Genomic DNA, 21622 nt, shown 5'->3' on the forward strand with positions numbered 1-21622 from the left:
GAAATGCTCTAGCGCAGTTTGGTCTTCAGCGAGGCATCGGGATAGCAGGTCGGCTTGAGGCCGTTTTTTGCCTGCCAGTCGCCAAGCGAGCGGCGTGTCTTGTAGCCGGGAAGGCCGTCCACCTTGCCGACGTCATAGCCCTTGGCGACGAGCGCCTTCTGCATGGCCAGCACATCCGAACGCAGCATCTTTCCGACATCGCCCCACTGGCCCTGGAACGAACCGCTGCCATAGGCGATGCGGTCGGCGAGGTTACCGATGAAGAGCGCGTATAGGTCGGAATTGTTGTATTCCTTGAGCACATAGAAATTCGGCGTGACGATGAATTCCGGCCCATGCGTGCCGGCCGGAACGAGCATCATGCCTGATGCCTTAGCCTCACCGGAGGGAAAGCCCTTGCCGGAAATGCGCGTAATGCCGGTGGCCGCCCAAGCCGAGATCGGCTTGGCGAGATCGGGCCCCTCCTGCGCGCAGCTCGCACCCGACGGGATGGAGACCTCGTAGCCCCAGCTTCGTCCCGCCTGCCAGCCCTTCTTGGCGAGATAATTGGCGATCGAGGCGAGGCTGTCGGGCACCGAGCCCCAGATATCGCGCACGCCGTCGCCATCGAAATCGACGGCATATTGCAGGTAGCTGGTGGGCATGAACTGCGGCTGGCCGAGCGCCCCCGCCCAGGAGCCCTTTAGCTGCGCGACCGTGCGGTCGCCTCCATCGACGATGTGAAGTGCGGCGATCAATTCCTTGCGGAACATGTCCTTGCGCGTCGACATGAAGGCCTTGGTTGCGAGGACATCGACGGCCGAATAGGGGATCTTCGCGCTGCCGAAGCCGGATTCGCGGCCCCAGACCGCAACGACGATCTCGCCCGGCACCCCGAAACGCTGCTCGATCTTGCGCAGCGTCGCCGCGTGGGTCTTCGCCAGCCCGCGCCCGGTTGCCGCTAGCCCCTGCAACCGCTTTTCGGAAAAATAGGCGCCGGGCGAGGAAAATTCCGCTTGGCTCTGCGCCTGCTGCTTCGTCGGCTTGGAGCCCGGCGGCACGAGATCGGGCAGGTCCCAGTTGAGGGTCACGCCGTCCATCGCCGCACGAAAGGTCTTTTCGGTAACGCCGGTTTTCTGCGCGGCCGGCCACAGATCCTTGTCGATCCAGGCCCGGAACATTCTCTCAACCTCGGCCTTGGAGGCGGCCTTTGCAGGCAGTGCCAGAGCAAGCGAAAACAGGAAGATGCCGACTGAGGCCTTGAAGACTTTGCGAATGCTCAAGATGGGTCTCCTCAGATCGCCGTGCGGGCACGAAGTGCCGCAGTCAATGTGCCTTCGTCGAGATAATCGAGTTCGCCGCCAACCGGAACGCCATGGGCAAGCCGCGTGATCTTCACGTCGAGACCGGCGAGCTGGTCGGTGATGTAGTGGGCTGTGGTCTGCCCCTCGACCGTGGCGTTGACGGCGATGATCAGTTCGCGCACGCCGCCCTTTGCCACCCTGTCGACGAGGCCGCGGATGTTGAGGTCGTCAGGGCCGACGCCGTCGAGCGGCGACAACGTGCCGCCGAGAACATGATAGGCCGCGTTCATCGCGCCTGCGCGCTCCAGCGCCCAGAGGTCGGAAACGTCCTCGACCACGATGATCATTCCATGATCCCGACGCACATCCGTGCAGACGGTGCAGGGATCGCTGGTATCGACATTGCCGCAGCACGAGCAGATGCGCACCTTGCGATGCGCCTCGCCCATCGCCTCGGCGAGCGGCCCGAGAAGCTGGTCCTTCTTCTTGACGAGATGCAGTGCCGCCCGGCGCGCCGAGCGCGGCCCGAGGCCCGGCACCTTCGCCAGAAGCTGGATAAGTTTTTCGATTTCGGGACCGGTGACTCGTTTTGCCATTGGCGCTATCTAGCCCATATCACGGGGAAACGGAATCTTTGGAGATCGACGCTTGATCAAAATCCTCGCGGTGTGCACGGGCGTCGCCCGTCCTGTTCCCGGCAAAAGCTACAAGACCGGCATTTTCAAGACGCCGACCGACGCGGCCATCGTCGTCGATCGCGAAGGCCTGCTCGGCGACGCGATCTGCAACCGAAAGCATCACGGCGGCCCGGAACAGGCGGTCTACGGCCTGGGTTCGGTCGATCTCGACTGGTGGTCGAAGGAACTCGGCCGCTCCATCGAGCCCGGCACCTTCGGCGAAAACATCGTGATAGAAGGCATCGACAGCCGTAGCATCAGCGTCGGCGATCGCTTCGAGACGGAAAGCGTGCTTCTGGAAGTGACCTCGACGCGCACGCCCTGCGCGACCCTCAATGCCCGTATGGGCGATCCCGGCTTCGCACGGCGCTTCATGAGCGCGGGACGCCCCGGCTTCTATTGCCGGGTGGTGCGGGACGGCGTGCTGCAGACCGGAGGTCCGGTGACCTATACACCCTTCGACGGCGAGCCCGTCACCATGCCGGAACTGCTGCGTACCTATGGGCGCAACCTCTCCGAGGAGGACCGGCTGCGCTATCTGGCGGCGCCGATCAGCGACAAGCTGCGTGCCGCACTGACCGGCTGACGCACGATCAGAACGGCAGCTTGAAACCGGGCGGGATCGGCAGGCCGGCGGTCAGCGCCTTGGTGCGCTCGGCGGTTTCGGCCTCGGCCTTGTCCTTGGCGTCCTTGTGGGCGGCCACGACCAGGTCCTCGAGGATTTCGACGTCGTCTTCCTTGAAGAGCGACGGATCGACCTTCAGCGCCTTGAGATTGCCCTTGCCGTCGAGCGTGACCGAGACGAGGCCTCCGCCGGAGGTGCCGTTCACCTCGAGGGCGGCGATCTCCTCCTGCATCTTCTCCATCTTGGCCTGCATTTCCTTGACCTTGCCCATCATGCCCATGATGTCGCGCATCGGCCTCTCCTCTCGGTTCTCTATTTTAATGTTCAATATCGTCGCCGGGCAGGATATCGCCCTCGGCGGATTCCGCGACGGCCGCGGCCTCTACGGTCTCCGGTTCGTCTTCCGTTTCCGCCACCTTGATGCGCACGTCGGTGATCTTCGCACCGGGGAAGCGCTGAAGAATGGCGGCGACATCCGGGTCCTGCCGGGCATCGGCCACGCGCGCTTCCTGCGCCATCGTTTCGGCCTCGGCCAGCGTCGGGCCACCGGCCTCCCGCGACAGGATGACGAGCCAGCGCGTGCCGGTCCATTCCAGGAGACGGTTGGACAGTTCGGAGACCAGCGATTTCGGCGCGTCCTCTGTCAGGCTGATTTCGAGCTTGCCCGCTTCCACGCTCACGGGGCGCACGAAGGCGCGGACCAGCGCGCGAAGCCTGATGTCACGGTTCTTGGTGCAGAGGTCGGCGATATCGGAGATCGACTTGACCGGCACCGTGGGGAGCGCTGCCGGCTGCTCAGCCGGGGCCATCTCGACGCGGCCGACCGGCTGTGGCGCGGATTCTGTCTGCGGCACCGGGCGCAGCATCGTGACGGTTCCGCCGCCTGCCTGGGCCCGCATGGGCGCATCGGGCTGACGCGAGACCGCGGACACCGAGCCCTGCGCCGACGGTTGCCCGCCATAGCCGCCGGATTGCGGCGCACGTGCGCCGTTGCCGCCGCCGTCACCGTTGGAAAGCTCGGCAAGCCGCCGTGCCGCATCTTCCGGCGAGGGAAGGTTTGCGGCATGGGCAAGACGGATGATGACCATTTCGGCGGCACCCGCCGGACGGCTGGAGGCTTCCGTTTCCGGAATGCCCTTCAGCAGCATCTGCCATATGCGTGACAGCGCGGTGACCGCGATGGAGTTGGCGAATTCCACGCCGCGCACGCGCTCGATCTCGCTCAACGACTGGTCGCCGGTGGCATCGGGCACATATTTCATGCGGGTGACGAGATGGGTGAAATCGGCAAGGTCGGTCAGCACCACAGAGGGGCTGGCGCCCGCCTCGTACTGCGCGGCGAATTCAGCCAACGCCGCCGCCGCATCGCCCTTCACGATATGTTCGAAGAGATCGACAATGCGCGCACGGTCGGCAAGGCCGAGCATGGAGCGGACGGCATCAACCTCGACGCGGCCCGCCCCATGGGCGATCGCCTGGTCGAGCAGCGATAGGCCGTCACGCGCGGAGCCTTCGGCCGCACGGGCGACCATGGCGAGCGCATACGGCTCGAATTCCACGCCTTCCTTGCCCAGGATGGTGGTAAACAGGCCGACGAGATCGGACGCGCCGATGCGGCGCAGGTCGAAGCGCTGGCAGCGCGACAGGACGGTGATCGGCACCTTGCGGATTTCCGTCGTCGCGAAGATGAACTTCACATGCTCCGGCGGCTCCTCAAGCGTCTTCAGCAGGCCGTTGAAGGCCTGCGTCGAGAGCATGTGCACTTCGTCGATGATATAGACCTTGTAGCGCGCCGAGACCGGGCGGTAGCGAACCTGCTCGATGATTTCCCTGATGTCGTCGATGCCGGTATGGGAGGCGGCGTCCATCTCGATGACGTCGACATGCCGGCCTTCCATGATGGCCTGGCAATGTTCGCCGGGGATGCGCAGGTCAATCGTCGGCTTGTCTATGTCAGCCGTCTTGTAGTTCAGCGCGCGGGCAAGGATGCGGGCGGTCGTCGTCTTGCCGACCCCGCGCACGCCCGTCAGCATATAGGCCTGGGCGATGCGGCCCGTCTCGAAGGCGTTGGTCAGCGTACGGACCATCGGCTCCTGGCCGACCATGAGGTCGGAGAAGTCCTTCGGCCGGTATTTTCGCGCAAGCACGCGATACGCGGCGGGCTTTTCAGTGGACGGATTTTGCGTTTCGTCGCTCATCGACCCTGCCGTTAATCGAACGTCTGTCCCGACAGGACGGAAAGGTGGGAGGCTGGCACGATGACCCGTGCCGGGGCTCGTTAGGGCTGCTTCCTTCCGGACCTGACCCGGTTGGCGAGTGGCTCGTCCACCACCAACCTCCCGGCCTCCATATCGGCAATATTCCAACCGAATGCAAGCGGAGCCGATAAAAAACTGTTGGAGGGAAATCCGCTGCGTGTCATGAATCACCAAACAAGAAGCATGCGTGAGAGTTCCGATGAGCGATTTTCGAACCGACGAACGGCTGGAGCGCGACAGCGACCTTCTGACGAAGATCGGCCTGTGCGAGCTGCGCCTCATGAAGGACGGCCGCTGGCCCTGGCTGGTGCTTGTGCCGCAGCGCCCGGATGTCAGCGAGATTTTCGATCTTACGCCGCTCGACCAGACCATGCTGACCTTCGAGACGACACTCGTTGCAGAAGCGCTGAAACAGGTCACCGGCGCAACGAAGATCAATACCGGCGCGCTGGGTAACATCGTGCGCCAGCTTCATGTGCATGTCATCGCCCGCTCCGAAGGTGATCCGAACTGGCCCGGTCCCGTCTGGAGCCACGGCACGACCGTGCCGCGCGCGGAGGCGGACGCCAAGGCATTCACCGCCAAGCTCCTGGATGCGCTGAACCCATGAAGCCTTCGCTTTTCGATCTCTATCGCCCGCATGCAGAACCCAGCACGATGGTGGCCTTTGCGGAGAACACGCTCGACCGCCGCTCGGAATATCGCGCGCCGGATTGTCTGGAGCAGGCCTTCAAGGCGGAAAACGTTCACGCCTTCGCGCTGGCCAGTGGAAAGCTCGTCGTCAAGCATGACGAGAAGATCATCGATCCGCTGTTTGCGCCCTATGAGCTCGCCGAACTCGATCCGGTTCCGGAAGATGCGATCCTGCTCGGCTATCTCAAGAACGGCGAGCCGCGGCTGGCCATTCCCGTCCGCGCCGATCCCGAGACCCTGCAAGAGCCACTGAAGGCGACGGACGGCCGCACGCTCTATCGCCAGCAGATGCTGGACGACGACCTGCTCGGCCAGTTCGCCCAGGCCTCCAGCCTGATGACCTGGAATTCCAACAATCGCTTCTGCGGCAAATGCGGTTCGCCGACCCGCTCTGAGATCGGCGGCTACCGACGGGTCTGCGAGGCCTGCGGTCACACCATCTTCCCCCGGACGGACCCGGTCGCGATCATGCTGGTCATCGATGTGGAACGGGATCTGTGCCTGCTCGGCCGCTCGCCGCATTTCCCCGAGGGCGTGTATTCCTGCCTTGCCGGCTTCCTAGAGCCCGGCGAGACGATCGAGCATACGGTGCGGCGCGAGACCTTCGAGGAAGCAGGCATTAGGGTCGGACGCGTGCGCTATCATGCCTCGCAGCCCTGGCCGATGCCGCATTCCCTGATGATCGGCTGCTACGGCGAGGCGATCTCCTTCGATATCCGTCGAGACGAGCAGGAACTCGAGGATTGCCGCTGGTTCACCCGCGAGGAGACGGCGGCGATGATCGAGCGCAGCGCCACGTCGGGCGTTGCAGCGTCCAGCGTTGCGTCGGGCACCACCACGCCGCCGCCGAAGGGCGCCATCGCGCATCGCCTGATGCGCGACTGGTTGGACTGGAAGCTCGCCTAGCGCCAGCCGAAGGTCGGCCGGTCGCCGGGATGTTCACGCAACCTCAGCCTCGGCGCCATGAGGCGGGCTATGACGGGACTGACGATGAACGTGATGACGATCCAGGCCGGCAGAAGGTATTTGGCATGATCGGCAAGCGACGGCACCGCAAGGATGGCGATGGTGCCGGCGCCGAAGACGACGGCATTTACCATCATCGAAACCATGATCGTGATATAGGTGATCGTGCGCATGGGCATCTCCTTTCAGGATGGAAATGCCGTTGCGGGAGCCCGGTTCCGGGCTCCCTGACGATCGTCAATTCTAGAAGGCGCTTCGCATCGGATGGGCACGATAGGTGCCGAGAATGCGTACTTTTTCGGAGAAGTAGCGCAGTTCGTCGAGCGCCTGACGCACATGCACCTCATCCGGATGGCCCTCGATATCGGCGTAGAACTGTGTGGCGATGAATTTGCCGCCGATCTGGTAGCTTTCGAGTTTCGTCATGTTGATGCCGTTCGTCGCGAAGCCGCCGAGCGCCTTGTAAAGCGCGGCCGGTATGTTGCGCACGTTGAAGACGAAGGTCGTCACGATGATGCCGTCGCTCGTCTGTTCCGCGGGCTTCTCCTCCCGCGAAAGGACCACGAAGCGCGTGACGTTGGTCTCCGTGTCCTCGACATTCTCGGCAATGATCGACAGGCCGTAGAGGTCGGCCGCCAGGCGCGGCGCAAGCGCTGCCATGGACCGGTCGCCGGTTTCCGACACGAGCTTTGCGGCGCCCGCCGTATCGCCGGCGATCACCGGTTTCCAGCCGTTGAGGCGCACGATCTTGCGGCACTGGCCCAGCGCATGGATATGGCTGTGAACCGTGCGCACCTCCTCCTTGGTCACACCCGGCAGCACCATGAGCTGGAAACGGATCGGCATGAAATACTCGCCGACGATATGCAGGCGCGATTCCGGCAGGAGATGATGGATGTCGGCAACGCGACCGGCGATCGTGTTCTCGATCGGGATCATCGCGAGGTCGGCGTCGCCATTCTCCACGGCCAGGAACGCGTCCTCGAAGGTCTGGCACGGTAACGGATCCATGTCGGGGAACATGTCCCGGCTCGCCATGTCGGAATTGGCGCCGTACTCGCCCTGAAAGGCGATCCTGTTTGTCTTCATTGTCATGGCTGGGATCCGTATCAGATGGGGTTGGCCGCGAGCATGGCGCGCGCCTTTTCGAGGTCGGCTGGAGTATCGACACCGAGCGGAACGGTGTCAACGATCTCCACGTCGATGCGCATGCCGGCTTCGAGCGCCCGCAGTTGCTCCAGCGACTCCCGCTTTTCCAGTGTCGAGGGCTTGAGCGCCACGAAGGCTTCGAGCGCCTTGCGGCGGTAGGCGTAGAGGCCGATATGGTGGAAGAGCGGGCCCGTGCCGTGCGGCGCCGTCGCCCGGGTGAAATACAGCGCGCGCAGGCGGCTCTCGCCGATCGGCGATCCCACGACCTTCACGACATTCGGGTTGGTCTTCTCGTGCTCGTCACGGATTTCCGTTGTCAGCGTCGCGATGTCGGTGGATGCGTTTTCCAGCGGGCGCATCGCGGCGCGGATCGTGTCGGGATCGATGGTTGGCAGGTCGCCCTGCACATTGATGACGATATCGGCACGGCCCTCGGGATCGCACACCGTCAGCGCTTCATGGATGCGATCGGAGCCGGACTGGTGGTCGCCGCGCGTCATGACGGCCTCGAAACCCGCCGCCACGACCGCGTCGAAAACGTCCTGGTGATCCACCGCGACCACCACGCGGCCGACATCGGCAGCGGCCGCGCGCCGCGCCACCTGGACGATCATCGGCAGGCCGGCGATGTCGGCCAAAGGCTTGCCCGGAAGCCGCGTGGAGGCCATGCGCGCCGGAATGAGCACGAGGCTCTTGTCAAAATTGGCGGGATTCATCTCAGGCCCTTCAAAACCCCCTGGAAAAGTGTCAAAAAGTCTCAGTGCGGGGGCTACAATCACTGTTGCAACGAAGCAGCAAAAGACATAGGTTCCGCGCGATTTCAAGACTGGCCGGTGTCACGTCCGCCGGTTGCTAGGGGAGCGTTTGGATGAACTCTTATGTGAACATGGGCGTAGGTGCCCTGCTCGGCACCGTATTCGTACTGATGTCCGTGTCGATCGCTTCTGAAGGCATCTTCCATTCGGGCGCGCCCGAGAAGGAAGGTTTCGCGATTGTGGCCGAGGAAACCGGCGGTGCGGAAGCCGGTGGCGGTGAAGCCGCTGCGGCGGTTCCGATCGCGACCCTGCTGGCCAGCGCCGATGCCACTGCCGGCGAGACCGTCTTCAAGAAGTGTGCGAGCTGTCACACCTCGGAGAAGGGCGGCCCCAACAAGGTCGGACCCGGTCTCTGGGATATCGTCAACCGCCCGATCGCTTCGCATGAAGGCTTCAGCTATTCCGCAGGCATGACCACCTTTTCCGAAGACCACAAGGTCCTGTGGGATTACGATCATCTGAACTACTTCCTCGAAGCACCGAAGAAGCATGTCCCGGGCACCGCCATGGGCTTCGCCGGCCTGAAGAAGGACGACGAGCGCGCCAACCTGATCGCCTATCTGCGCACGCTCGCAGACAATCCGGCTGCGCTGCCAACGCCGTCCGCCGAAGGCGCGGATGCCGGTGCTGCCGCAACGGATGGTGCAGCGACCACCGAAGGTGCGGCTCCGGCCGATGGTGCAGCCGCCACGACGCAGGACGGCGCAACCGCAACACAGGACGGTGCGGCCACGACCACCGAGGGTGCCACCACCACGCCGGCCGAAGGCAACAACGGTGCAGCGACCGAAGGTGCGGCACCTGCCGAAGGCGGCACGACCGAGGGCACCACGACCGAACAGCCGGCCGCCCAGTAAAGCAGCCGCTGGGAGAGACCTAGAAAACCCGGCCTTGCGCCGGGTTTTTTGTTGCCCGCCCACCGCCAGTGATGCTCAGCCGAGCAGCCATGCCCAGAACGACACCGTGAAGACGCCGAGCGCCGTTGTCATCGTTATGGTCGAGGAGGCGAGCGCATGGCCGACACCGAAATGATTGGCGAGCAGCCAGGCATTGACGCCCGTCGGCACGGAAGCGGTCAGCACCATGGCCGCCGTCCATTCCGGTGGGAGGCCAAGCAGCCGGCAAGCGACATAAACGCAGCCGGGCAGCATCAGGAGCTTCAGGGCAGTCATGGCAAGCGCAATGCGCGCGTTGCCGCCGACCTTGTACCTGACGAGCGCCATGCCGATCGACATGAGCGCGGCAGGCGCCGCCATGGCGGCGACCTGGTCCACCATTACCTTGACCGGCCCCACAAGCGGTACGCCGCCCGCGTGGAACAGCGCACCGGCGAAAAGGCCGATCACCAGCGGATTGCGCACCAGGCTCCTGACGATGCCGAGCAACAGCACGGAGAGACTTTGCGGCTCCCGTACCCCTTCCTTGCGCTCCGCCCGCTCCATCAGAACGGTGCCGGCGATCATCATGGTCGGCAGATGCACTGACAGCAGCACGGAGATCGCCACCAGCCCGTCTTCACCCACCACCCGCGAGACCAGCGGCAGCCCGATGAACACCGTATTGGCGAAGGCCGCCGACACGCCCGCGAGAACGCCGATCCGCCGATCCCGCCTGAAGCCGAGCGTCGCGACGAGATGCGCGATCGTCCACGTAACCGCCACACCGCCAAAATAGGCAACCCAGATTCGCCACGGCGCCCCGCCCGTAAAATCAGCTTCAGCGATGGTTCGAAACAGCAGGACCGGCACGGCAACGCGAAAGACGAACTCCCCGAGCCCCTCCCCCAACTCCTCCCGCAGATACCCAACCCGCACAAAAATCCACCCCAGCAGGATCAGCGCAAATACCGGCAACACATTCAGGGCGACATCGGACATCAAACCATCCCGGAAAGTGACAACACGGCGCGTGTCCTTCAAAACACGGACATCGTGTCCAAAGCGTTCCATCTGCGGCCAATCGCATCCGCGATCGAAACACACCGCAAATGCGCTTCAATCAGACTCAAGCCTTTTTTGAAGAGAATATGAATGAGTGCTTTAGAGTGGTGCCCGGAGGCGGATTTGAACCACCGACACGCGGATTTTCAATTAGCTAAAGCACCAGTTAAATTACTGTTTTCATATGCAATTGTTCTTGGTGCGCTAGACGTGCGCTAATTATTTTAAGGCGATCTAGCCGCGCATGGTTAGCGAGGGTTAGCCGGGCGTTGCGAGCCCGTTGAACGGATAATATCGGTGACATTCTCATCGAAAATGTTGGTCAGCACGAAACCTCTAATTATCGAACTTGCGAATATGCGGACAAAATCTATCAATGCGTCCAATCGGCCTTATCTGGTCGATAGGAAAGCGTATTCGCAACAGTCACCACGCTCCATTACCATGTCTGAGCTCGAAGCACTTCCAGAGCGACTGCATAAGAAAGAGCGGCCGCCCAAGGTTGAGCGGCCTTGTTCTTTTTTCCCTGCCCATGATCGGCGACGCCTTTGATTACTAGCGCGTTGGGGGCTATTCCTACCGTCGAGTCTACAGCGCTATAGATAGCGTGCGCTTCCATTTCCAAACCAATTGCGGATGAGAATCTCTCTCGGACCAGTGCGACTTGTGAAACGCTGTCTACGACACTCGATCCAGAGAGCATAAGGCCTGCATGTACATTGGGCGCCTTTGTGATCTCTTCGCCGCAACTCTTCTCAATTTCACTGAGTTTGAATCGGCCGCAAACCTCCGCCAAGGCAGTTTGTAGGTTCTCTTCGTTTGTTTCCAAAAAACCAGAGAGACTCTTTCGAAGATTATCACTTGGCACCCGTGGGCGAGCTTTCACGTAAAACGGATCACTACGTTTGACTTCCTCGCTGTATTTTCCTTCATCCCAGCACGCCGTCTCAGTGGCAACCAGAACGTCGCCAATGAGTAATTTACTAGGACACCTGTCGTCCTTAAGCCCGCAGCACATTCCAAGCATGAAAAGGTATCTTGGCCGCAGCAGCGAAATCAAAAAACCTGCTACCGCAGCAGATACAGACAATCCCATAGTCTGTATACAAACGATGCCTACCGAGACCGTCGTGCCTTTTTTCAGTCGGATTTGCCCAAACTGGTTCTTAAGGTTCTCACCAAGTCGAACGTCAACTTCAGGTGAAGAAATCCACTGTATTTCTTTCATAACTGGAACGTACTCATTGGCATAACGAGCAGTTACAATAAGAACGTCAAGCTCATAATTGTTCTGCTGAAAATGCAAAAGAGAATCTTTTCCAGCGCTAACGGTTTTAAAAGTCAACAATATCTGATCAAGCCAGGAAAAATCTAAAGGATCATACTTCCAAACCTCAAGCCTCAGTTTAGATATAGCTTCCGCATCGTAATCGTCTTTTGAAAACGAAGACAGTCCAACTGTTTTGAACGGCTTGTAGCGGGACCCTTCGATAAACTTGAGAAACTGAACAGAGGCCGAAAATTCCGGCATCCCTTTGTCGACAAAAGGTATCTTTAGATCAAGAATGATAACATCAAAGTAGCTTGAATTACATTTCAGTATGGCGTCTGTATATGATTCAGCACGCGTTATTTTTACATCTTTTATACTTTCTGCTTTAAACTTTTTTAAAAGTCCACGCCTCACTATGTCATATTTGGATTTAACGTCCTCGACGATCAAAACGTGTAGTGAAATCACTTCTTAATTCCCTGCATATGCTGCACGAGTTCTTTCTCCCACCCGTTGCCCTCCGCCATGTACACGCAACCGATATAAAAGCCGCTAAATCCCGCCTTAAGCAGGTCATCTAGAGCTTCCACACCTTGGATCGTCGCGGTTCCCGGCTGGTGGAAGGTCGTATGCTGCGTTGTCACTATCACAGGCGTCCTCTTGCCTATTCTTTTCATATACTGAAGAAGTTGAAGGCCAGCCAAGGCCTCAAGCGAGTCCGTTTGTCCAGTAGTTTCGAGTACTTGAAATGTCATATCTAAAATTATGGCCGAGAATGTACCTGTGCGTACCTGCGGAAGGGCTGCCTTGAAGGTTTTCACGCGCAATAGTGGGGTATCAGCATCTAATACCGTAAGGATCTGCTGATATTTAAAGTCGTTATCTTCTACGATTAGTAAGGGGTCTAGCATAGGACGGTCAGCTTCTCGGAGCAATTAGCGAGGCTTGAGATATCGGCAGGGTGGCTATGACCGAGAACCATTTACTATCGAGCGATTTCTCATCCACTGCAATTGTCCACCCGCTTTCGAAGGCCTGCCGAAATTCATATATGATTTTTGCCGCGCCGCTTCCCCCTTCGCCGCGGCTGGCGCGCGAGAGATCCTCCTCACTTAAGCTTGCCGCCCTCGAAATGGAGGCTTGAAGCTTTTCCAGACCCGCTCGCATGGTTGACACACCGGTCTTAAATCTATTTTTGATCTCTAATCGCAGCTGTTCTCGGCCAACAACCAGGACAAAATTGAAGGAAGTACGTTGACCCATTCCGCTTCGGCGGAAAGCATTCTGGACTGTATTGTCCACCAACCTCACAATGACATCTAGATATTGACCAGGTATCTTAACATCATATTTGGGCATCCTAGTTGACTTATTCTCACTGTACACTTCGAAGTTGATATCTAGACGCCCAACATCGCCCACGGCGATGTTTTCGACTTCAAACTTCGTCAAGGCCCGAAAAAGGAAATCTTTTCCGCCTTCTCCGGTCCTTGCGTTCACTGCAATCCACTTCTGCGTTTCATCGACGCATCGCGCAAGCCCGGTTAACAACTGCTGGTACTGTATCGATTGCGATTGCTGGACGGATCTTGAAACGTTGCGTGCCGCCTCACTTAAGACTTCTGTCCGGACATGCGTTTTCCAAGCATCCTGAGCATCTACCAACATTCTGGTTAACCCATCTATCGCGAGTCTTGCCAAATCTTCCAGTGGAAGAGAGTTGCTTACGACGCGAGTGGAGCTCAACTCTCCAAGCCATTCCCGAATGTTCGATTTCAGCTCTCGATAAAATAGGGTATTGCGACGTATAGTCAGCGCATCAGCATTGAAGGCGATGACCGTTTGCTCAAGGTTCGCGAGAAAAATGCGATTATCTTTAAAGAAACCAGGATTCTTTGAGGTAAATTCTAAAACTGTATTCTCAATAGGGCGATAAAGCCACCCGTGACGCAGCCAATTGCTAAGAATATAGTCGAAGGCCTGCTTCGATTTGTGGCATATTCTATAGGCGACTTGCTCAGACACGTAGTCAGCAAAGGCTTCACGCATTTCGGGCTTCACTTCACCGAAATGATTTAAAAGGCCTATGTAGTCCGCACCTTCTGCTTTGAAGAAACGCTCTAAATCTCTCTCGATATCATAAAGATTAAGTCGGATCATTCCACGCTTTTTGAAGTCCGCGTAACGCAGATTACGCATGAAGGTCCTGATATCTTCTCGCTTTTGGTCAATAAAATCGGAAGAGACGATACGGCGGGCCTGGGCAAAATTCAGAATCGCCATCTGCGCGGATAGTGCAATGTACTCATCTTTCTTTTCCTCTTCGATCGTTAATCGATGGGTGATCGGCGGAGTGAGAATCGATGCCAGACGCTCGATCGTAGTAGGACGAAAGAGATATGTGAACGTGCGTCTTCTCGCCTGCTTCGGCAGCGCAACTAGGGAAAGTAGGAAGTCTGAAAATCTCGAGCGCTCCGCGCGTCTCAGAGTGTTTGCGTAGCTCTGGCTACGAAAATACAGGGCGTAGCTCTCGAGATCGGCGGTCGCACCGCCTATCCAATAGTCTTCGAATAGAAATTTGAATCGCTGGAGTATCAGCTCGTCGGTTAAAACCGTAGATAAGAAAATGAGGTTTGGACCTAGTAGCCTAGACGATTGTTCAATCCATTGGCGAAATCGTGACCAATCAACAAAATATATCACACTAGTGTCATGCTCGTAGGCTACTGGTAAGCGAGCTAAAAGATCTGCTGGATCTCCTGCCGAGTATAGATATAGAAGAATATCTAAAATCCATTCTAAAGGGTTGTCGCTGATCGAGTGGTCTAGAGATTCAAAATTCAGTACCTCGCCATTCAACGCCGACCAGTAGACGTCTATTGTCAAATTACGAAAGCCTGCTGTGAGGACCATTTCGTTTAGATGGCCCTCGCAAAACTCCCTCCCAATTTCGTCGCCTGAAAGAGCTCTGAGAAGAACTGTCTGTGCGAAAAATACATCAAAACCACAATATCTACAAATCGAGCACGCCTCCTCGAGGTCCTCTAAAGACCAAGAGCTACGAATATTCAATAATTTATTAATATATAGAAATAGATCAGAAAAAAAGAAATGCCACAGATCGATGTGCGCATTTTGGTAATAAACACAAAGAGCGGAATACGACTTAAATTTGCGATCTTTTATCGATCTTGATCGCGTATTACGCAGATAGTCTAGCTTGAGTGGGTTGATGGGAAAACCAATACCAAACTCGTGTTGGAAGTATGAGGAAATCGAATCACGTATGCAGGGCTGAAAATCACGTAGAAAGCTTTTTTCTGGTCGGATCGCATATCTGTCCAAACGATGAAGCGACGCGAAATCATCGTGACTGATGTTGTGCGAGCCCGAGCATAGGCCGACAATTGCGGTTCGCCCAGGCGTGTGCTCCAAATCCGAGATCAAGCGAGCGGCTGCAATTTCGCCGTCAGAATGCTGGATGGTTATTCCAAACCTTATTAGCGTTTTTGCTGGAATATTGCGTCCCTTGCCTGCGCGTTGCCGTCCTGAAAGGTACTCTGCGCAAAAACTGCCTGCATATTGCCGATGCTTTATCGATCTAACGTCCCGTTTAGATGCCATCTTTAGACGCCGCGCCATTGACACCAGCATCGTACGCTCAGACGAAACCACGTAACGCTCCGCAAAAAATAATGTGTTGCACCCCGTTTGTTATTGGAGACTTGTGTTTGATTGTCCAGAGTAATTTATGCGTGTATCCACATCAACAATGATGCCGGCGCCCCCAAGCTGGCTAACTTGCTTGGCATGTGACACTTGCCGGCCAAAGGCGTTGTTTGTTGGGAGATTTAGGCGTGCACGCCCCCTTTTAGAGGAATCGAAAAGTATAGCTGCCAGCTCAAAAAAAAGAGAGCTCGCAGTTGACGTTGCCTCCAATTTGATAGGCTACCCTCTTGTAGCGCCAAGCTGCCCTTTTGGCAGACTGTCAGAAATCGAACCTAATAAAATGCACATTTACTGCCGTTCGAGCGCGAGATCGCCCATAGTGGCGGCTCAGTTTTCACAAATATCAAAAGTTGCGCTTCCCACAAGTTACGGGAAACCTTCCCTCAGTATGCGAAGCACGAATGCCGCATGGAGGGGGCGAACGTGGGAGCCGCAAAGACAAGACCAGGCAGATCAAAGGTATCCCCGAGGGAATTGGCCTTTCGCATCGCCGTTCCACTGCTGGGGGCTTGCGCAATGGTCGCTTTTTGGGCCGTATATGTATGGCAGTCGGAAGCGCCTCCATATATCCTTCCCGGTCCTAACGTCGTTATTGCAACCATCATATCCGACTTGCCCACCTTGGGACTGGCGCTCTGGGTGACGACAAAAACCACCTTGCTTGCCTTGCTATGTGCGGTCATTGGGGGCGGCAGCATCGCCCTGTTGTTGGCGCAAGCCCGCTGGATCGAGGCGCTCTTCTATCCCGTTACGGTAACGCTGCAAGTTACGCCCATAGTCGCAATCGCTCCGCTGATCCTGATCTACTTGCCGACACCCCAAACGGCACAATTAATTTGCGCATTCGTCGTCGCCTTCTTCCCGATAATGCTGAACACGCTACAAGGCCTGAAAAGCGTCGAACGTCACTATGCCGATTTGCTCCGCACCTACGGCGCGTCCCGATGGCAAGCCATCCGCTATTTGAGAATTCCGTCCGCATTGCCGCATTTCTTTTCTGGTCTCAAAATCAGCGGCGGTCTTGCCCTTGTCGGGGCCGTCGTCGGGGAGTTTTCCGTCGGGCAGGCCGGTGACAATGCCGGACTCGCTTTTCGTCTGCTGGAAGCACAAAGCCGGCTAAACACACCGCGCGTCTTCGCGACACTGATTCTACTCGCCGTCTTGGGAGCGGTCATTTTCGCAGCAACTTCGTTTCTGTCGTGGCTTGCACTTCGCCATTGGCACGAAAGCGAAATCACCCCGAAGGTGTGATCCAAGCAGACATGACCACTTTGGGGTCGGTAACGGACTGGCGGTTTCTAGAAGGGTTATGATGGATAGCAGACGCTCGGAGCATCGTGCAAAACGCGGATATTTCGCCTTAATATGAATGGCAATGCACGGCGGCACTCCCGAGCATCAATCGTAGAGAACGCCGACGATCCTCCTGGCCGAAGTCATTATCGGGACATCCGGAGTATGATCGAGCTGTTCGGTGGCGATGAGCACCGATGATCCTAGCCCCCCGATCGTCTCGAACTGCCGAAGATGGCGGAGTCGCCCCGATAGTCTTGCACCCACGCGTTTGAAGACGTTGGCGCCTGTACTAAGCGACACCGCAATCAAGTGCCCTTCCCACGCGTCGAGGTCCGACGGCTGTAGCTCATCGCCACCCAGTACGACCTGGCCTGGAAGGGCCAGCGGTACTGCGCTGTCTTCCTTCACCCGATAGGCGATCGCAATCCTCGCCAGTTCTGGCACGTCTCTGATCTCGGTTGCCTCATCACCTCCTTTAGGAGGCGGCATGGTACTGAAAATAGCTCCGACGATCCGGTGCAGCTTTACCTTGCTGTCGTCGAATATCAGGCTCTTTCGCGATTGCCTGGGATCCGGCATCTGGGCGGCGAGCGATATTCCGGTCGATCCCGTCGCGCGGATAAGGCGCCGTGCCAGCACCTGCCCTTTTGGACGAGCGATGACCAGATTCTGATCCCGCCCAGGATAGGGCTCCGACTCCACGATCGCGACAGAACCTGAAGGAATAGCGAAGCCGAGAGTTTCTCCCCGAACGAAATACAGCGACTTGGAATCGAACCACTCCCCCGTCAGTTGTTCCTCCGCCACGTCCTGGGAACCATCGTCGGGCAGCTTTCCCACGAAGGCAGCGATGTCAGGGCAAAGAGGAACGGCAAAGCTTGGTTGTGCCATCGGCTTTAGAGCGGCGACATTGTCAGGAGGCGCGTCAAGAGCGAGCGGCTCGCGCCATCGATGGTATCGGAACTGCTGGTGGACATCTTCAATGCTGCTGCGCAATTGGGTGAACTGCGGCGCGACGTTCTTCACGTCCATATAGGTGATAGAAGACTTGTCGTGGTGGGAAGTATTGAGCACCATGCGCGCTTCAGCGCCAGAGGCGAGCGCCGGATTGTCTGCGAAACGCTTCACGGTGGCATTCGTGAAAAGTTCTCCATCGCCCGAGGCGACAAGCCCTTTGAGCTTTTCCACTAGAGGGAACAGCGTAAGGGCCTTGGTGCCGGCAGAGTATGCTGGATGAGTGAGCTCATCGAAGAGATCCCCTAGCCGCCCTTCGAGGAACACTCGCAATGCCGAGGCATAGTCCTGGGCGCAGGTGGCGTCATCGGGATTCTTGAAAAACTCCTCTCGCTTGCGGTCGACCTCCTCTATGGCAGGCGATAGGCTCAGCGTCGGGCGCACCGCGTTGACGGGATGAACGGAAACATGCGCGACGACATCGTCGGCCCTGTTCTCTCCAACGACCGATCGAGCGAACTTGCGATCATGGGTCGTCACCAATAGCTGTGCTCCGGTCCGGGCGACCTTGCTCAACCCTCGGGCCAGCCGCTCTCTATTGTCGTTGTCGAGCAACTCCTGGGGGTCATCTAGGACCAGCAGTTCCAGGCCTCCACGCGTTGCCAGGACGTGCTCGCGGAAGGCGAGGAAGAAACCAAGCAGGGCGCCTCGGAGAGCCGAGGCGTTCGAGATGTGTTGGGCCGGCGCCTCCACTCCCTGCCGCCCGACCCTCAGTTCCAGAATGCCCTTGGCGTCCATTCCCGTATTCGTTAGCTCCGGAGCGAACTCGGTGGCGTTGCGGAACATTTCCTTCCGCCAATGCTCCGAACGCCGGTGAAGCTTGGTTCTAAGTGCATCCACCTGGGTCTGCGCGAGCCCGCCGAGCGGCACGATGACCGTGAGGGCCTCTCTGGCCTTGCCGCAAGCTTCTATTCGAGTTTTCGTTTGGACATGGTCGCCCTTGCTGCGCAGCATTCGGCCGACGAGATCGATCGCACTGTTCAGCGGGGTTGCGCCCTCCACAATCGCCAAAAGCGCTGCTAGGCGTCTGGAAATCGCGCGGTCAGCATCCTCAGATCCGTCTTCGCCTTTCTGGAATATCTGCGAGAGCTTGCGAAGCCCAGCGGAGTTCGTCTCCCTCCACTCGGCAAATGCGAGTGCACGGTTGATCCGTGCTATCATTTGCTCCAGCGCCTTGGCAGCGGACAGCTTTTCTGGAAGCTTGAAGGCGGCTGGCTCGTCGAATGCGGGGAGCGTCGCTGCGTGCTTGTCGAACAGTTCTGCCGCATCGGAGGAGAGTGTAGCAAGCGTCCCTGACATCGACTCGGTTTCGAACAGTTCTTTCAGGAAGCCCTCGCGCAATAGACTCACCGGGGACGATGGCAGGTCTCGCCGAGCTTCGATGCCGAAGCTCTCCGGCAATTCGCGAACAAGTCTTCCGAGCCAAAGGCTCGACCAATCAGCAACGGTCCTCGCAACGGTGTCTCGGTCCTTGGCTGCTTCCGTCAAATGATCGATCACCCCGCGACCGGTGACGGGGTCGGCTGCATCCTCAAGCGATCGGATGCAGATCGGGCAGTTGTTTCCATGGGCCTCGTCGTGGTCGTGCATCCATGCCGACACACGCGCATACAACTGAGCGCGGCGCGCCAGATCCGGGTTGCTCGCGAGTTCGTTCAAGGTTGCCGCCTCGGCTTCAACCGCGCCGATGAGCTCGACCACCTTCGCAGTCTGCTCCTTATCGAGCTTCAGGGCGAGCAAGCGAGCTATGGCAGGCAAGCCGAACAGTTGTTTTATCTGCTCGATCGCCGGCCGCACGCTTCGTTCGAGACCGTCGCGCGCTTGCTTGTTCTCAGAATCAAACGTCTCGCCGAGCACCTCGCGCGCAGCGGCCAGACGGGTCGTCTTGAGGCCGACGAAGCCGTTGGATATCGCGTCCAGCCTATCCCTCGTGTCTACTGCTTCGACGTTTGGCAGCCCACCTTCGATGGCCATGTCGGAGTGCGCATCGATAATGGCCTGCAGGTCGCTGGCTTGTTCCTGGTACTGCTGGGCGGCTTGCTCCAGTTTCGAGTTCTGCTCTTTCACGGTCCTTGTGGCTATGCGATCCGAGACCTTGTCCGAGTGTCTGGCCAGATCGACAAGATCGGCAAGCCCCGTCAGTCTAGCCACTGCCTCACCGAGTTGCGACGTCGATCCAACGGAAAGGAAAGGCAGCAGTGCGGGCATCGTCGTGGCGATCCGCCAGGCTATTGGATCGAGGTCGATACCTGCGAAGTCTGGTGCAATTTCAAGGATCTTTCCCCTGGGCGTTCTCTCCTGCCGCCGCAGAACAGGAGGTAGTGGATTCCCCTGAGCGTCGCAGAAGGTCAGTTCGACCCAGCTGTCGGCGGGTATCGGGGCCCCATCGACTGGCAAATCGCTGTGCGCGTGAGGAAGCGGCGTGATAGCCGACATCGAATGTTTGGTGGACCTTCCATCCGAATGCGAGACCTCGCAGGGAAATTCTACTAGTCCTTGCTCAGGGGCACGCTGGGATCGGATCAGGTGACCCGTCAGGCACCAAACGATTGCATTGGCTATGGAGGTTTTCCCCGAACCATTTGCACCCTCGAATAGCGTGATCGGTTTTTCGGGCGCGAACTCGAAGATCTCAGGCGGTTCGCTGGTTTTCCCGTAGAGGTGCAGGCCGGCGAAGCGATGGGCTCTCAGTTTGAGAAGGCGCAATCTACTTCCCGACGGAGCATTGCTGCCTCCAGCAGCCGGGGCAACGCTGGGCGGCTCCGACCCAACAAGATCGATGAGGGCCTCCACATCGTCGCCATTGAGGTTCGCGGCCCATTTGTTTGGGTTTCGACGGTACCAATTGAGCATCGCCCTGGCATCTGATGAAGCGATGCCAAGTCGCTTCTCTCCGCCCAAGGAGACCTCACATCCGTTCACCAGCTCCGACAGCAGAACATCGGTCGTGAGAAGATGTATTTCCCTTACTGCGCTTTGCTTCTCAGTTGTCACGTCGCCCCCTCGCCAGAAATACGAGCTTCGCGCAGCATCGGCATCATGTCCAGAAGGCGCAATCGCCATGCAGGGAAGTTCCTTCATCTAAGCGGGTATTCAGGCTGCCTTTGCAAGGGCAGCTGTTGGGAGATAGCCGATCGCGTATGAGCGGCTGAAATGACGGCGCAAAGCGGACCTCACAAAACACACATTTTCTGAGGTTTCGGCTCGAAACCACCCTTAGCCATTGAACCCGCAGAGCAATTCCGGCCGCGCAATCGACGCTCGCCCTGTGCGCTCATCGGCAACATAACGAAAGGCATGGAAACGCTACCTTTGGTGAGGTCTGATGAAGCAAGCGCGGGTTTTGACGGATAACGAATTCAAGCGGCTGCTGGCCGTGGTTGCGCAGATGAAGCACGCCGGGCGCAACAGGCTGGCGCTCATGCTGTCGCACCTCGCGGGATTGCGCGTCGGAGAAATTGCCACGCTGACCGTGCGCGACGTGATCGACGGTGAAGGCAAGGTCCGCGAGCAACTGCGGCTCAGCGCGGAAGTCACCAAGGGCGGGCATGCGCGTGTCGTATTTCTGAACGACAAGCTGCGCCGCGAGATCGAAAAGCATCGGGACGAATGGTCCGAAGACCGTAACGCCGATATGCCGTTGCTGCTGACACAGAAGCGCACGACGTTTTCCGCGAACACACTCTGCCAGTTGATGGGGCAGCTCTACCGAAGCGCTGGTCTCGACGGGGCGACCTCCCATAGCGGCCGACGCTGGTTCATCACCCGGCTTGCGCACTCCGGCGTCAGCCCTAAGGTGATTATGACGCTGGCGGGCCATCGTAACCTGACAACGACACAGCGGTATATCGACGTACGCGATGAGATGATGAAAGCGGCGGTCGATTTGCTTTGACCGCCGCTC

18 protein-coding genes and 1 other RNA gene are annotated in these 21622 nt (G+C 58.4%); 6 read left to right on the top strand and 13 right to left on the bottom strand.

Annotated elements, in window-relative coordinates:
• Positions 1-8: 8 nt before the first annotated feature.
• Positions 9-1262: a lytic murein transglycosylase gene (locus tag MNR02_RS14555; RefSeq protein ID WP_371746676.1), complete on the bottom strand. Its 1254-nt coding sequence runs from the start codon at positions 1260-1262 to the stop codon at positions 9-11.
• A gap of 11 nt (positions 1263-1273) precedes the next feature.
• Positions 1274-1879 carry a recombination mediator RecR gene (gene recR, locus MNR02_RS14560; RefSeq protein WP_241600276.1) on the bottom strand — a complete coding sequence of 202 codons (606 nt, stop codon included), beginning with the start codon at positions 1877-1879 and terminating at the stop codon, positions 1274-1276.
• Positions 1880-1934: 55 nt separating this feature from the next.
• Here recR and MNR02_RS14565 point away from each other — a divergent pair, with 55 nt between their 5' ends.
• Positions 1935-2546, top strand: coding sequence for an MOSC domain-containing protein (locus MNR02_RS14565; RefSeq protein ID WP_241948886.1), 612 nt, complete (start codon positions 1935-1937; stop codon positions 2544-2546).
• Positions 2547-2553: 7 nt separating this feature from the next.
• Here MNR02_RS14565 and MNR02_RS14570 read toward each other — a convergent pair whose 3' ends face one another.
• From MNR02_RS14570 to ffs, 3 genes are all read right to left on the bottom strand, one after another.
• Entirely contained in the window at positions 2554-2877 is a 324-nt protein-coding gene (locus MNR02_RS14570; protein WP_241947275.1) for a YbaB/EbfC family nucleoid-associated protein, read from the bottom strand.
• Positions 2878-2902: 25 nt separating this feature from the next.
• Positions 2903-4783: a DNA polymerase III subunit gamma/tau gene (locus tag MNR02_RS14575; protein ID WP_241947276.1), complete on the bottom strand. Its 1881-nt coding sequence runs from the start codon at positions 4781-4783 to the stop codon at positions 2903-2905.
• 44 nt (positions 4784-4827) lie between these two features.
• Positions 4828-4925, bottom strand: an RNA gene (ffs, locus tag MNR02_RS14580) — signal recognition particle sRNA small type.
• Positions 4926-5042: 117 nt separating this feature from the next.
• On the opposite strand from ffs, the gene MNR02_RS14585 reads away from it, so the two are divergent.
• Both MNR02_RS14585 and nudC read left to right on the top strand, forming a co-directional pair.
• Positions 5043-5453, top strand: coding sequence for an HIT domain-containing protein (locus MNR02_RS14585; protein ID WP_241947277.1), 411 nt, complete (start codon positions 5043-5045; stop codon positions 5451-5453).
• The gene (gene nudC, locus MNR02_RS14590) at positions 5450-6442 is read left to right on the top strand and encodes an NAD(+) diphosphatase (protein WP_241947278.1); all 993 of its coding nucleotides are present in this window, start codon (positions 5450-5452) and stop codon (positions 6440-6442) included. Before MNR02_RS14585 ends, nudC begins: the two co-directional genes overlap by 4 nt.
• On the opposite strand, the gene MNR02_RS14595 is transcribed toward nudC, so the two are convergent.
• The 3 genes from MNR02_RS14595 to MNR02_RS14605 all read right to left on the bottom strand — a co-directional run bounded on the left by MNR02_RS14595 (position 6439) and on the right by MNR02_RS14605 (position 8367).
• On the bottom strand, positions 6439-6675 hold the full coding sequence (locus MNR02_RS14595; protein WP_241600264.1) for a hypothetical protein: 237 nt from the start codon (positions 6673-6675) through the stop codon (positions 6439-6441). The genes nudC and MNR02_RS14595 overlap by 4 nt on opposite strands.
• Positions 6676-6745: 70 nt before the next feature.
• Complete coding sequence (locus MNR02_RS14600; RefSeq protein WP_241947279.1) at positions 6746-7597, bottom strand: prephenate dehydratase; 852 nt, start codon at positions 7595-7597, stop codon at positions 6746-6748.
• A gap of 14 nt (positions 7598-7611) precedes the next feature.
• A complete protein-coding gene (locus MNR02_RS14605) occupies positions 7612-8367 on the bottom strand; it encodes a 3-deoxy-manno-octulosonate cytidylyltransferase (protein ID WP_241947280.1) in 756 nt (251 codons plus the stop codon).
• A gap of 152 nt (positions 8368-8519) precedes the next feature.
• On the opposite strand from MNR02_RS14605, the gene MNR02_RS14610 reads away from it, so the two are divergent.
• The gene (locus tag MNR02_RS14610) at positions 8520-9323 is read left to right on the top strand and encodes a cytochrome c family protein (RefSeq protein WP_241947281.1); all 804 of its coding nucleotides are present in this window, start codon (positions 8520-8522) and stop codon (positions 9321-9323) included.
• Positions 9324-9398: 75 nt separating this feature from the next.
• Here MNR02_RS14610 and MNR02_RS14615 read toward each other — a convergent pair whose 3' ends face one another.
• The 4 genes from MNR02_RS14615 to MNR02_RS14630 all read right to left on the bottom strand — a co-directional run bounded on the left by MNR02_RS14615 (position 9399) and on the right by MNR02_RS14630 (position 15354).
• Complete coding sequence (locus tag MNR02_RS14615; RefSeq protein ID WP_241600256.1) at positions 9399-10343, bottom strand: AEC family transporter; 945 nt, start codon at positions 10341-10343, stop codon at positions 9399-9401.
• A gap of 502 nt (positions 10344-10845) precedes the next feature.
• Positions 10846-12147 carry a hypothetical protein gene (locus tag MNR02_RS14620; protein WP_241947282.1) on the bottom strand — a complete coding sequence of 434 codons (1302 nt, stop codon included), beginning with the start codon at positions 12145-12147 and terminating at the stop codon, positions 10846-10848.
• Positions 12144-12590: a hypothetical protein gene (locus tag MNR02_RS14625; protein ID WP_241947283.1), complete on the bottom strand. Its 447-nt coding sequence runs from the start codon at positions 12588-12590 to the stop codon at positions 12144-12146. Before MNR02_RS14625 ends, MNR02_RS14620 begins: the two co-directional genes overlap by 4 nt.
• Positions 12591-12597: 7 nt before the next feature.
• Positions 12598-15354 carry a hypothetical protein gene (locus tag MNR02_RS14630; protein WP_241947284.1) on the bottom strand — a complete coding sequence of 919 codons (2757 nt, stop codon included), beginning with the start codon at positions 15352-15354 and terminating at the stop codon, positions 12598-12600.
• A 462-nt stretch (positions 15355-15816) separates the two neighbouring features.
• Between MNR02_RS14630 and MNR02_RS14635 the strand changes: the two genes are divergently transcribed.
• Complete coding sequence (locus MNR02_RS14635) at positions 15817-16659, top strand: ABC transporter permease (RefSeq protein ID WP_371746677.1); 843 nt, start codon at positions 15817-15819, stop codon at positions 16657-16659.
• A gap of 147 nt (positions 16660-16806) precedes the next feature.
• Here the strand turns inward: MNR02_RS14635 and MNR02_RS14640 are convergent, their stop codons facing one another.
• Positions 16807-20799 (bottom strand): AAA family ATPase, encoded by a 3993-nt coding sequence (locus MNR02_RS14640; protein WP_241947286.1) that lies wholly within the window; start codon positions 20797-20799, stop codon positions 16807-16809.
• A gap of 244 nt (positions 20800-21043) precedes the next feature.
• Here MNR02_RS14640 and MNR02_RS14645 point away from each other — a divergent pair, with 244 nt between their 5' ends.
• Positions 21044-21613: a site-specific integrase gene (locus MNR02_RS14645; protein WP_241947287.1), complete on the top strand. Its 570-nt coding sequence runs from the start codon at positions 21044-21046 to the stop codon at positions 21611-21613.
• Positions 21614-21622 lie beyond the last annotated feature (9 nt).

This window comes from Shinella sp. H4-D48, assembly GCF_022637395.1.
GTDB classification, from domain to species: Bacteria; Pseudomonadota; Alphaproteobacteria; order Rhizobiales; family Rhizobiaceae; genus Shinella; species Shinella sedimenti.